The sequence below is a fragment of the Borborobacter xinjiangensis genome, assembly GCF_047739745.1.
In the GTDB taxonomy this organism is placed as follows: Bacteria; Pseudomonadota; Alphaproteobacteria; order Rhizobiales; family Rhizobiaceae; genus Pseudaminobacter.
In genome coordinates this window covers 19289-31249 of the sequence record NZ_JBLLVA010000016.1, presented here as the reverse complement: position 1 = coordinate 31249, position 11961 = coordinate 19289, and the positions used below count along the sequence as shown (strand labels likewise).

Here is an 11961-nt window from a genome sequence, read left to right as displayed (position 1 = left end):
TTCCCGCGCCGGAGGCTACAGATTGGGCAAGGATTGGTCAGCGCGACCCCATCCCGCCATAGTTTTGGAGGCCGCGCGTTTCTCTAATTCAGGAGCATCGCCCACGTGGAAATGAGAGGGCGCATCTATTGTCTTCATTTCCGCCCAGGTGATCGGTGCGGCGACAGGAGCACCCGGACGTGATCTTGCGCTGTAGGGCATGATCGCGGTCGCCCCGCGTTGATTGCGTAGATAGTCCACAAAGATGCGACCCTTGCGGCGCGCCTTTGACAACACGGCCGTGAAATGGGCCGGATCGCTCTGGACGACCGCCTGCGCCAGGCGAGACGCGAAGTCCTTCACCTCTGGCCACTCGGCGCCAGGGGTGAGGGGCGCGATGACGTGCACTCCTTTGCCTCCCGTCAGCATCGGGAAAGTAGTAAGCCCGAGCGATTTAAGTATAGCGCGGAACTGAAAGGCAGCCGCGCGGACAGCCTCAAAATCCAGGCCTTCGTCGGGGTCGAGGTCGAATACGAGGCGGTCGGCCTTTTCGACATCCTCGATCCGAGCCCCCCATCCATGCAGCTCAATCGTTCCCATCTGGACGCACGTCATCAATCCGTCGGCATCGTCGACATAGAGATATGGTTCCTCGTGCCCGTCCTTCTCCGTGATGCCAACTTGGTGGACTTTGCCGCCAAAGCTGCCGGCGTCGTGTTTTTGGAAGAAGCACTTCTTCGCGCGGCCCTGTGGGCATCGAACCAGGCTGATCGGCCGGCTGCCAACCCAAGGAAGCATGATCGCCGCGACCGCTGCGTAATGGTCGGCGAGCTGTCCCTTGGTGATGTTGGACTCCGGATAGATGACGCGGTCACGGTTGCTTATCGCGATGGCGGTCGTCGCAGATGCCGCGAGGTCGCTTGCATGACGTTCCGTCTCGAGCACGACCGCCTCCGGCTTCTTGTCTTCGCGGAGACCAAGATAGCTCGGATGTCGTAACGTCCCTTCATTTGTCATTTCGGTGAACGCAATCTCAGCGACCAGTTTGGGACGCAGCCAGTGTGCGCCGCGCACTTCGGCGCGTGGTGCGTCGACCGTCGCGGCCTTCTGCTCAAGCGGCGCCATGATCTTCAAGAGGCGAAGAAGTTCGGCGGTATCGAAGCCGGTGCCGACTTTACCGGCGTAACGCAGCTTGCCGCCGTCATGAACGCCAAGGATCAAGGACCGAAACGCGCGGACCTTGTCGGACGGCGTCCAGCCGACAATCACAAATTCCTGCCGCCTGATGCATTTGATCTTTAGCCAGCTTGCGCTTCGGGCCCCCACATAACTCGAATCCGCGAGCTTTGAGATGACGCCCTCAAGGCCGGCTGCGCAGAACCGATCAAGCAGCTCTTCTCCGCGACCGAGGATATGGTCGGAGTAACGAAGGACCGGATTCTTCGCTGGCAACATCGCCTCCAGTTTCGCCTTGCGCTCAAGAAGAGAAAGTCTTGTCAGATCTTCCCCGTCGAGCTGCAGCAGATCGAACGCATAAAAGTCGATAGTCGGCGGCGCACCCTTCAATGCCTTCTGAAGCGCCTGAAAACTAGATCTTCCTTCCGCATCGACAACTACAGCCTCGCCGTCAATCAGGGCGGAGCGCACCTTGAGCTTGCGAGCCTCGAGGAGGATCGAGGGAAAACGGCTAGACCAATCCAGACCAGATCGTGTGTAGGCTCGCGCCTCGCCACCGCCGACGGCAACGAGAACGCGATAGCCGTCGTATTTCATCTCATGGATCCAACGATCGCCGGCAGGGACCCTGTCCACCAGCGTTGCGAGCTGGACCGGCCGGAAAGCAGGCGGCGCTAAAGTGACCTCGTCACGAGCGGGCGACTTCGCTCGACTAGCGCTCGACCCACTGAATGCCTTACGCAACGTTGGCTTGACCACTCTGACCTAAACCATACTCAGAGACGAATAGCGTTCCGCGTCCAACGCGCGACTACTTCTTTAGTTTCCTTGCAGGGCGTATTGAGCTTTTCGCGATCTTTGTCGGCTCGCTTGATTAGCGCCTCGGCCTGAGGCCGTGATTCCTGGGTCCGGCCCCTTCCATCTTCCCAATTTGCGCGCACAGCTCACTGGCCATAATCAAGCGCAGGAACGTGCCCTCAAATGCCGCCTCAGCGTATCCGCTTTGTGCCATCGGCTTTAGAAGCCCGTTGGGCCTACCACCGAGGGAGCCGACTTTCCCCAGCTTTTCGCCAGCGACGGATCCTTTGCTAATCGCGCATTTGAAGCCTATGCTTTTACATCGGCCGCCAAATCCTTCGGATGCAGCCGACAGTAAGAGGGTACCTGCTCTTGCCCGTCAGGGAGAGAGCCATGCCCCAATCCCTTCTTCGCAACCATGTATTGAAAGCCCTCTCTTCAGAGGATTTCGCGCTATTGCAGCCGTCAATGCATCACATCGAACTGAACATCAGAGCCCAGCTTGAGGTCTCATATCAGCCGATCGAGCGTGTGTATTTTCCAGAGATGGGCATCGCGTCGGTGGTCGCCACCATGACCGGTGGGCGGCAAAGCGAAGTCGGGATCGTCGGCCACGATGGCATGACAGGGGTTGCCGTTATTCTCGGCCAAGACAGGTCTCCCAATGAGACCTATATCCAAGTCGCAGGTCATGGCTGGATCCTCCCGGTAGAAAACCTTCGCTCAGCGATTGCAGAAAGCCTGTCCCTTCGTGAGTCACTGCTTCGCTATGCCCACGCGTTTCTTATCCAGTCGTCCCGGACCGCACTCGTCAACGGCCATTCGAAAATCGAGGAGCGGCTGGCACGCTGGCTGCTGATGGTTCAAGACCGCGCCGAAGGAAACAAGATCTACCTGACGCATGAGTTTCTGGCGACCATGCTTGGCGCTCGGCGCCCCGGGGTTACCACCGCCCTCCAGATGCTTGAATATCGGGGGCTGGTTCACGCCAAGCGCGGCGAGATCACGATTGTCGACCGCGTTGGAATGATAAAACTCACACATGGTGCTTACGGCGAGGAGGAGCAAAGTCGTTTCGGCCTAGCTCCGGCCTAATTGTCCGGAATCAGACATAACCTTGAAGGCTGCTGAGTTCCTGCTGTAAAATCGTGTTGGTCAGGGTTTCAGGGAGGAAATTCTCGATGACCCACACTTTTCACACAGTCACGGTTGAAAGAGCCGCCGAAGCCTATGTGCTTTCTAGAGGCAAGGCCCACTTCCTCTCCATCGAACAGGCAATCCGCGCCATCCGAACACTCATGCCGGTATGCAAGGCTACCGACCGCGACCTGGAGGAGTTGCTGGCGGCAGCATCCATTATTCACGGTGTGCCCGTCGCGTTCGACTTAAAAACAGCCGTGGCCGCAGAACCACGGCTCCATTCATAGGGCCGGTGATGCCTGCGCTCGCGCAGACGCCTACCTTATCGGACGTTCGCCAAGCGATTGTCCGCCACCTGATCGACAACATCGGCAGTCCGAGCATTTCGATATCCGAGGTTAGCCGGAACGTGAGGAGAATGCTTCCGCTCTGCGAACTCACGGATTGGGAACTTGGCGATGTCATTGCGCGAAGCGCGGTCGATGCGGGATTTGCGATTGAACTTGACGGGGTGGGTCCCTGAAACGCCTGTCTAGGCCCAGTATCGTCGACGTTTTCGCGCCGTATGATCTTCTCGATTGAGACATGGTACTGCTCGAAGCGCGCGGCAATGTCCTCCGCCGCCATGACGTGTGCGACAAGGTCACGGTAGACAATGACCTCTCCGCCGCATGGGAGTGCTAGCCTACCCATCGACTACATCTGGCAACGTATCTTCGACGATGCTCAGATTTCGATCGAAAGTCTCGGCGTCGGATGCGTTGGCGCGCAGAGAACGCACCTTGTTCAGAATGGCGGCAACCGCCGCTTCTTTGTCGGGCGCTATGCGCGTTGTCACCGCTTTGGCCGCCAAGGCGGAAAAATCTATGGCGGCATAGACCGGTACCGCTGCTGTTGCTTTCAACCGGTCTTTTACGATTGCGCGCCGGCCCGGCGTCGGAGCTATACGGCCTGCCTTTGCGGCAAATGTTGCGCCGCGCCGCAGCCGGATCTGCAAGAGGCCTGAGCGGTACGCGGGTGCTTTCGGCACAATCGTCGGGAGCGCAGGAGATGGAACCGCCGCGGAAGCGTCCAATGCAGGGCTTTTCGTGAGCGAGGGGTCGGTAGAGGCGGGCAGGGGCATGAACGCGCGTTTGGCGAGCTGGCCGTCGGCGAAATAGAAATTGCGCGTGCCGAGGATTGGCAGTTCGCCGCGCGGCAATATGATGACCTTGTTCTTGTCGAGCGTACGGATTTCGTCCGGCCGCATGAGGGGCCGCCGCACTTCCTTGCGGTGCTCCGAGCGCGTGTAATAAGTGTCGAACAACGTTGCCTTGGTGCGCGTCACGTCCTTTTGCACGTCCGACGTTTCGCCAAGCTGCTCGGAAACGTAGCGCAGATCGTCAGCGTCCTGCGCACCGAAAAAGATCTGCACGCGAGCGGCGTTGATAAGTGTCTTGCGCCCCTCCTGGCGATAGATCTCGTCCACAGCCTTCAGCGACTGCACGAAAAACCACATCGAAACGCCGTTGCCGCCGAGCACGCTTGCCATTTCGGTCACGTTCTCGAGCTTGCCGAGGTTCTGGAACTCGTCGAGCAGCACAAGCACCGGATGCTCTTCCGGACGCGGCATGGTTTCCGACATGAAGTTCATCATCTGCGTGATCAGGACGTTGAACAACGGTCCAAGCGACGTAATCTGCTCGCGCCGTACGTCGAGATAAAGAGAGATCCGGTCGCGCTTGAGTTTGCGAATATCGAACGTGCTGCGCGAGGTAGCTCGCATCAGGCGCTCGTTGAGAAAGGGGGCCATGCCGGTCCGCACACCGGCATAGATTCCGGAAAACTGCCGCTCAGACATTTCGAAATATGGCAACAGGGTTTGCAGCGTGAAATGCGAACATTCGCGGCGGCGTTCCTCGCGCAGCGAGCCGATGAATTCGAGGAGCGGCTGCTCGGCGCCGTTCATGATCTCGAGGATTTTGGCAAAGGTCTTCTTCTCGTTCGGGATCGCAGGCGATTCCATGACGAAGGACGCGATGCCGGTAAAAAGCAGCCGGGCGTCGTTGACCCAGTAGGGATCCGCGTTCGAAGGGGGGCGCGGAAACAATGCCGCAGCGATGTTGCGAAGGTCGATGTCGCGCTGCGCCGAATCCAGCGAGATGAAGTCCATCGGATTGTAGCAAGCGGTATTGCCGTCCGGATCAGCCGGCGCAAAACGCACCACGCGGCTCATGGTCGAGCGGTAGCCTGCGGTCGCCGCATAGGTCTCGCCGCGTAGGTCGAGAACCACGAGCGAATGCGGCCAGGTCAAGGCGTTCGGTATGATGAGAGACGTGCCTTTCCCGGAGCGCGGCGGCCCTATGACGAAGCCGCCGACATCATCGCCATCAATCCACAGTTTCTTGCCGCCGATCAGCTTGCGCTGCGTCAAGCGGATCTTGCCGGTGCGCTGATCGCGGCCGGGCGACAGAATTTCGGCAAGCCTGCCGCCAGCTCGACCGACGAAGACGCCGCCTTTCGTCAGGCCGGTTTTCGATACGTCGCTCATCGTCATGAAGCGAGAGTCATGGCGCTTTCTCGGACGCATGAGAAACAGGCTGACCAGTGGCAAGAGAAACCCCAATGCTCCTGCCGCAACGGCGTATTGTATCCGGCCAAAATTCCTCGCCATCGTGTCCGCCCAGGCCTGACGAACGACCGGCAACGGATTGGCGTTCAGCTGGTCGAACAGGACGTGGGAGCCAGTCCGGTACCAATCCGTCGCGGCATAGGCGACGGTGAAGACCAGGGCGCCCAGGGCCATCGCCATGAGCACCATGAAAATTGCTGTTGCGATTTTCTGCATGGATGGGCCTCGCTAGATCGTCTCCGCCTTGGTGAACTTGATCTCGCTGATGCCGCGTCGTCCGCCTTCGGCGCGGACCATCTGGACGACCACCGGAATGACCTCGCGCAAGTAGTCGAGGATTTCGCCTCGTGAGAGGCCCGAACTGCCCTGCATGACCATCAGCGCCAGCCGCTCGTAGGCGGACCGGGCGGAATTGGCATGAACGGTGGTGAGCGAACCAGGATGGCCAGTGTTGATCGCCTGGAGAAATGCGAAGGTTTCAGCGCCGCGCAACTCGCCCAACAGCAGTCGGTCGGGCCGCATGCGAAGCGAGGCCTCGAGCAGCTGTTGGGCGGAGACTTTGGCAAGGCCCTGGTCGCCCTTTGAGGCTATCAGGGTGACGTTGTTGGGAGCCGGCAGCCGCAGTTCGCGGGTGTCTTCGATCGTGATGACCCGTTCATGGGCCGGGATCTCCTTCAGGAGCGCATTCAAAAACGTCGTCTTGCCGGTCGACGTACCGCCTGAAACGACGATGGAGACACGGTTGCGCACCGCATATTGCAGGAAGTCCATCGGCGACGTGTCATGGAGCATTTCGACAAGTCGCTTTTCTTCGGCCGACAGCGCCAGGCCGCTGCCCATCGCCGTGTTCTCGAAGGCGCCGAGATCTTTGTAGGCATCAAGGCTCATATCCATGATGACCTGCTTGCGGATTGAGATCGCCCCGCCTTCGGGGGCTGCCGGCGGCAAGATGCATTGGATGCGCTCGCCCGAGGGCAAAGCAGCCGACAGGACCGGCTTTTCTTCGTTGATGACCTGATTTGTCGCCGAGGCAACGCCAGTCGAGATGTTTCGGATCCAGCCGGGCGTGACCTCGCGCTTGACGACCTGCTCCATTTCCTTCGCGCCGAGGCGTTCGATGAACAATTCACCCGGCCTGTTGATCGCAATCTCGGAAACAGAATCTTCGTTCAAATAGGACCATATCGGTTCCAGATGAGCGCGCAGGACCGGGGCTCTCGTCCAAGGGTCGGGGAGGGGATGCACGGCATTCATTTCACCGGGCTCCCATAGCCGGGATAAAAATGATCCGTCGGGGTCGCGTATATAGGTGTCGGATCGATCACCGTCTTCGGCCGCCCACCCGCCTTCAGGCGTGCAACTTCTTCCTGGACGGGATCGGCGTACAAATCCGAGAAATCGAGATCTCGCCGCACCAGCACGACAATCGATGTGCCCTGGTCGACGTAGACTGTCGGGCCAATGTTCTGCGTGTCGCGAAACGCCTCTTGCGCGAGTTGCTGCAGGGCGGTCGATGACTTATCGAAGGCGATGCTACGCGCGTCGCGCTGCGAGCCATTGCCACCATAAGTTACGGTCGTGGTCTCACCAGTCACGGGATCGATCGTCGACACCTGGCGCTGTTGTCCATTCTGGCTGCTATCGGAAAGCGAGGACAGATATTCAGAGACACCGCCAACGACGGAAAGCATGATCGCGTTGCCGTAGCGTTCAAGCCAATGCGTATCGACACGGCCGCCCATGCCGCCGCGGCCGAGCGCATCTGCACCAGGCGACTTGATATCGACGGAAATGCCGTCCGAGCGGATTACCCTGCTCCAGACGATGAAAACACGCTTTTGACCGCGCGCGAGCCCCGAGCGATATTCTCCCGTCAGGCGCGAGCCCTTCGGAATGAGGATCCGCCGGCCATCGAGCGAGAAGACATCCTCACGCACCACAGCCCGCACGGCACCGGGAAGGTCGGTGTTGATCGCGGTTTCCAAATAGCCGCGAAGGATCGTTCCTTCAGGGATCAACGCATCGGTGCGTCGGAATGCCCTGGCTTTGACGATGCCGGAAGAACTTGCCTCAGACTGCGCCAGGAATGCCTTGTTGGGATCACTGTCGGCGCCGGGGACCGGAATGATCTGACCGTCGGGCGCGATTTCGACTTGCGCCGCCTGGGCGCCGGCATCTGTCGAGCCGGTTTGATCATTCGTCACCATCTGGTTCGACCGCAGGCGTTCCCACACCGCCTTTTCATGCTCGGCCGCCTCCGCTTTGCGACGAGCCTCGTCCTCAGCCGCCACCTTGCGGCGGGCTTCTTCCGCCTCGGCCTTGCGGCGTGCCTCCTCGGCCGCCATTTGCGCCTCCAGCGTGCGTCGCTGCGCAGCAAGGTTGGCGCCCTCCTGAACGGTCTGATCGACATTATCGGCTTGTTGCGTGCCGTTCTGGACGTCAGCCGGTGGCGGCACCACGATCTGGTCGATCGTGCCGTCGGCAGGTTGCGGCGGCTCGTTCAACGTCGGCGCGCGGAACTCGGGCGGGTTGAAGTTTTCCTCGCCATCGCTGCGAACATCGCGCGATACAGGCTCCCTGGGCCAGTTCAGCCATATCAGCGCGCCTACGAGCACTACGCCGAGCCCGACCAGGGCGATCCTGGTACCCACGCCCGCACCACGGCGCGCGACCGTCGGGCTGCCGTCCAGTTGGTTATAATCGATCTGGGTCATCACCGCCCTCCGCTGGATCCGAACAGGGTGGAACCACCCGTCAGTTTCGTTGGACCGTAGACCTGCTCGACTGGATCGATAGCGTTGGGTCGCGCCCGGTTGTAGAGGCAGAGCGTCTTGCCATCGGCCCGCAAGGTGAATTGCCGTGCGACCTTGTCGATGACTGTGTATTTGCCCTGAGTACGAACGTTGACCAGCGACTCATGGCGCTTGTCGTCGACAACGAAAATCGCCGGAATGTCGCCCTTGAACTCCAGAAACAGCTTGGTGCCGTCGTCGAATACGGTGCGCGGCTTCAGGCTGTCGTCGCCCTTGTAGGCGTAGTCGTAATTGAGATCGGCATAGTTCAGGTCCTTCAAATCCGGATCGGTTGCGCTCTCCTTGGCCTGTGAGAGCAGGCGCGCGTTGATATCCTCGTCCGGGTATTTGAACCGGACCTGGAAGGATGCCCGGTCACGGCTATTGTCAGTGGCCTGCAGCAGCAGGGAATAGACGCGCCGGTTGGTGACCACGTTGACGTTGGTCCAGGCATCGCGCTCCAGCGGCTTGACGAACAGAAACCGCGATCCGCGTTTGGGGATGATCGACCAGCCTTTCGTGTCGCCAGCCGACACGGTTTCGATGACTTCGGTCGGACTGAGTTCGACCATCGTGGAAATCCCAAGAGCGGCGCGCACCGACGTCACGTCGTCATTGTTGAAGGTGACATATCGGATGCGGCCGTCGCGTGCGGCCGCGCTGTGCATCGCGCCGAGCAGAAGGGCGGCCGATAGGACGAGGCCCGCGCGCCGTCTCATTGCAGGCTCCCCGCGGCCGGGGCCGATTCCTGGTCGCGGCGGTAATCCGTAACCTGAAATCCCAACGGGTTGTCGAAACGCCATTCGTTCTTGAGCGGCGTTGAGGTGTAGCGGAATTTTATCACCGCCACCCAATTGTCGGCTGTGGACGAATTGTCCCGCCGCGTCGTCGTGGCAAAGCGCACCGAGGCTGTGTTGCGATTGAGCAGGGAAACCGACTTGATCTCGACCGAGACAGTGACATTGCGGCCAAAAATCTTGTCCAGCGATTGTGGGTTTGCTGGCGTATAAAGCCATGTCAAATCCTTGGACGCGGCGTCGGTCGAGTAGAGCTGTGCCAGGTCGTAATTCTGTTTCAGTTCACGCGAATCGTAGGTTTCGCGGGCCCGAATGTAGCGCACCAGATTGGCCGCCGTGACGGCCTCGTTCTGGGATAAATCTCCAGGCTTCAGCGCGCGCATGATCTCGAGGTAGCCCGTCGATTTGTCGACCTCGACAACATACGGTTCGAACTGCCGGAGCGGCAGGATCAGCACGAGCGCCAGCAGCGACAGCACCGCCACCAGTCCGGAAACGCCGCTGACGATCCAGGCCAATGTACGCGATCGACGCATTGACCTGTGCGTGTCGTCTTCCCAGGTCGCGCCCGCCCTGTAATAGCGCTTGTCGACGAGTTCGCTGCTGCTGTTAGCAGCTGTTTCCATTGGAATTGCCACTTTACTATTGCCTCGTTTTTCGCGACGCATCTGATCCAGCACCGCGATCGGTGATCATTGTGTGGTCTAGGCCAGAGGCCTGGAGTTATCGCGCGCACCTTGCTGGATAGCGGTCCGGGTTGCGGCATCCGCCCTGGCTGCTCGCGAAGATCGAAAACTGTTTGTCGCGAGCTGCCGGGCGCCCCGAGCGGCGCGGCCTGCGGCCCATCGCGCGCCGGAGTAGCGCACGGCATTCCTGCCGAACGTCCCATATGAGTAGCGAGCGCCCATGGTGCTGAGATACCCGCCGCCATTCAGGATCGAAGCAATCGAGGGTATCTGCATGAGAACGTAGATGCCGATGATCGTCACCAGCACCAAGGGCAACACCAGCGACATTTTGCTGTCCATGGTCGCTCCGCTGGACGTGGCGGTGTTCAGCGCCGCATTGACGAGCGAGAAGTAGAAACCGAGAAAGCCGTAGATCAGAATTTGCTGGATCATCAGAAAGGTGGTCAGCGAAAGAAAGCCTTCGCTCATGCGTGAGGACCATCGGTAAAGCCAAAGGATGATCCATATCGGCGCCAAGGCCAGCGTGATGAACAACATCACTTTGGCGGCGATGATCGCGGCAATGGCAAGCGCTGCGAAGATGATGGCAGACAGCAGGACGAGCAGCGACAAGAGCGCACCAAAAATGTCATAGAAGGATCCGCTGTAGACCTGATTGGCGACGTCCTGGGCCCCTTGGTACAGATTGTCGATCAGCGCTGGAATTGCCGCTTGGTCGCTAAGCTGATTGCCGGTGGCCCGCGACACGGCGCCGACGATCACCTTGCCGACCTCGTCTGGAATGCTTTGCACGAGCTGATAGATCGTTGACGAAAATGTGCCCCATCCGGTCAACAGCAGATAGATGATGACGGCGCGGCCGAGGCGATAGGCCGCTTCGATTGGCGAAATCGACTCACGCCCGCTCAGGATCGAATAGCCCCACCACAAGATATAGAGGGTCAGCATGAGGGTGAAGACGTTGCCCATCGCATTACCCAACTGCATATAGACGGTGCGAACGAAGTCCTCGCCGATGTTGTCAATGCCACCGAGGATGCTTGCGGCGAGACCGTTCATGGATCCTCATCAATGATGCTGGCGAACGGCGTTGAATTGACCGGCTTTAGCGCGCCGCATTCGTCGGCGTGGGCATACGCCAAAGGCCCGCACGGAGCTTTCAGTTCGCGATTTGCGCATCCAAAAAGCCCTGCGCCGAGCCCAATCACAACGCATATGCGCAGGACTCGCCCCGACAAGCGTTCAGCCCCCGCTCTTGCCGAATTCCGCGAACGGATTGACGGTGCGCGGTGTCATCATCTTCTGCACCTGGCTCTGGCGAAGAAGATCTCCCTTCAGCTTCTCATTCAGGGCCGCGACCGCGCCGTTCTGGACGCCGATCAGTTCGTTGACCGCACGCGCGTTTTCCAGCTGCATTCGCGTGTTCTGGTCCACCGAACCCTTAACGTCCTGCGACTGCCCGATCTGGCCGCTCGCTGACTGCAGAGACTGTTGGCGCTGGGTAACGCCCTGCGAAGCCTGCGAGGTCAATGCGCTTAGCAGCGAGGCCACATTGACGCTGCCGCCATAGGCGGTGTTGACGGCGCTCGTCTCCTTGCCGGCAATCTGCTGGAGCTGCTTCACCAGCTGGAGCCCATTGATGACCGCGCCGGCGATTTTCTGGATTTCGGGCGAAAGGCCGCCAAACGAAAGAGCCCCGCCGTTCAGGATCGATCCGAACGACGGCGCCTGGGCAATCGACATATTGCCGCCAAGGCCCATCTGCCCGATCCCGAGCGAACCGTCACGACTGCCGCTGAGAGCCTGCAGGATCTCCTCGCTCTTTTTCAGGATATCCTTGTTCGAATCCATGATGGAGTTGGTGTTGTCCGCATTCTTGCGGGCGACATCGAGATTGGCGCCATCAATGACGGCAATCTGTGCGTGGGCCGTGCTTGCCCAAAGCGCCAGACTGGCAGCAATCGCGAATTTTTTCATGT

At 59.8% G+C, this 11961-nt stretch carries 10 protein-coding genes; 2 read left to right on the top strand and 8 right to left on the bottom strand.

The features are described 5' to 3' along the window. Positions 1–15: 15 nt before the first annotated feature. Positions 16–1914: a DNA ligase D gene (gene ligD / locus ACLKMW_RS16830; protein WP_415725645.1), complete on the bottom strand. Its 1899-nt coding sequence runs from the start codon at positions 1912–1914 to the stop codon at positions 16–18. A gap of 432 nt (positions 1915–2346) precedes the next feature. Between ligD and ACLKMW_RS16825 the strand changes: the two genes are divergently transcribed. Further along, positions 2347–3048 (top strand): Crp/Fnr family transcriptional regulator, encoded by a 702-nt coding sequence (locus tag ACLKMW_RS16825; protein ID WP_415725644.1) that lies wholly within the window; start codon positions 2347–2349, stop codon positions 3046–3048. 86 nt (positions 3049–3134) lie between these two features. Continuing rightward, positions 3135–3380 carry a hypothetical protein gene (locus ACLKMW_RS16820; protein WP_415725643.1) on the top strand — a complete coding sequence of 82 codons (246 nt, stop codon included), beginning with the start codon at positions 3135–3137 and terminating at the stop codon, positions 3378–3380. Positions 3381–3778: 398 nt separating this feature from the next. On the opposite strand, the gene ACLKMW_RS16815 is transcribed toward ACLKMW_RS16820, so the two are convergent. From ACLKMW_RS16815 to ACLKMW_RS16785, 7 genes are all read right to left on the bottom strand, one after another. Then, on the bottom strand, positions 3779–5920 hold the full coding sequence (locus tag ACLKMW_RS16815) for a type IV secretory system conjugative DNA transfer family protein (RefSeq protein WP_415725642.1): 2142 nt from the start codon (positions 5918–5920) through the stop codon (positions 3779–3781). A 12-nt stretch (positions 5921–5932) separates the two neighbouring features. After that, positions 5933–6958 carry a P-type DNA transfer ATPase VirB11 gene (virB11, locus tag ACLKMW_RS16810; protein ID WP_415725641.1) on the bottom strand — a complete coding sequence of 342 codons (1026 nt, stop codon included), beginning with the start codon at positions 6956–6958 and terminating at the stop codon, positions 5933–5935. After that, positions 6955–8418, bottom strand: a complete 1464-nt coding sequence (gene virB10, locus ACLKMW_RS16805; RefSeq protein WP_415725640.1) for a type IV secretion system protein VirB10 — start codon at positions 8416–8418, stop codon at positions 6955–6957. Before virB10 ends, virB11 begins: the two co-directional genes overlap by 4 nt. Then, entirely contained in the window at positions 8418–9215 is a 798-nt protein-coding gene (locus ACLKMW_RS16800) for a TrbG/VirB9 family P-type conjugative transfer protein (RefSeq protein ID WP_023758693.1), read from the bottom strand. The genes virB10 and ACLKMW_RS16800 overlap by 1 nt, the downstream gene beginning before the upstream one ends. Then, positions 9212–9961, bottom strand: coding sequence for a VirB8 family type IV secretion system protein (locus ACLKMW_RS16795; RefSeq protein WP_415725639.1), 750 nt, complete (start codon positions 9959–9961; stop codon positions 9212–9214). The genes ACLKMW_RS16800 and ACLKMW_RS16795 overlap by 4 nt, the downstream gene beginning before the upstream one ends. A gap of 36 nt (positions 9962–9997) precedes the next feature. Further along, the gene (locus ACLKMW_RS16790) at positions 9998–11041 is read right to left on the bottom strand and encodes a TrbL/VirB6 family protein (RefSeq protein ID WP_352442693.1); all 1044 of its coding nucleotides are present in this window, start codon (positions 11039–11041) and stop codon (positions 9998–10000) included. A 183-nt stretch (positions 11042–11224) separates the two neighbouring features. Then, on the bottom strand, positions 11225–11959 hold the full coding sequence (locus ACLKMW_RS16785) for a type IV secretion system protein (RefSeq protein WP_023785080.1): 735 nt from the start codon (positions 11957–11959) through the stop codon (positions 11225–11227). Positions 11960–11961 lie beyond the last annotated feature (2 nt).

Excerpts from the sequence above, each read along its gene's own strand:
- virB10 (WP_415725640.1), bottom strand. The coding sequence starts at position 8,418 with ATGACCCAGATCGATTATAACCAACTGGACGGCAGCCCGACGGTCGCG.
- ACLKMW_RS16795 (WP_415725639.1), bottom strand. The coding sequence starts at position 9,961 with ATGCGTCGCGAAAAACGAGGCAATAGTAAAGTGGCAATTCCAATGGAA.
- ACLKMW_RS16785 (WP_023785080.1), bottom strand. The coding sequence starts at position 11,959 with ATGAAAAAATTCGCGATTGCTGCCAGTCTGGCGCTTTGGGCAAGCACG.
- ACLKMW_RS16800 (WP_023758693.1), bottom strand. The coding sequence starts at position 9,215 with ATGAGACGGCGCGCGGGCCTCGTCCTATCGGCCGCCCTTCTGCTCGGC.
- virB11 (WP_415725641.1), bottom strand. The coding sequence starts at position 6,958 with ATGAATGCCGTGCATCCCCTCCCCGACCCTTGGACGAGAGCCCCGGTC.
- ACLKMW_RS16815 (WP_415725642.1), bottom strand. The coding sequence starts at position 5,920 with ATGCAGAAAATCGCAACAGCAATTTTCATGGTGCTCATGGCGATGGCC.
- ACLKMW_RS16820 (WP_415725643.1), top strand. The coding sequence starts at position 3,135 with ATGACCCACACTTTTCACACAGTCACGGTTGAAAGAGCCGCCGAAGCC.
- ACLKMW_RS16825 (WP_415725644.1), top strand. The coding sequence starts at position 2,347 with ATGCCCCAATCCCTTCTTCGCAACCATGTATTGAAAGCCCTCTCTTCA.
- ACLKMW_RS16790 (WP_352442693.1), bottom strand. The coding sequence starts at position 11,041 with ATGAACGGTCTCGCCGCAAGCATCCTCGGTGGCATTGACAACATCGGC.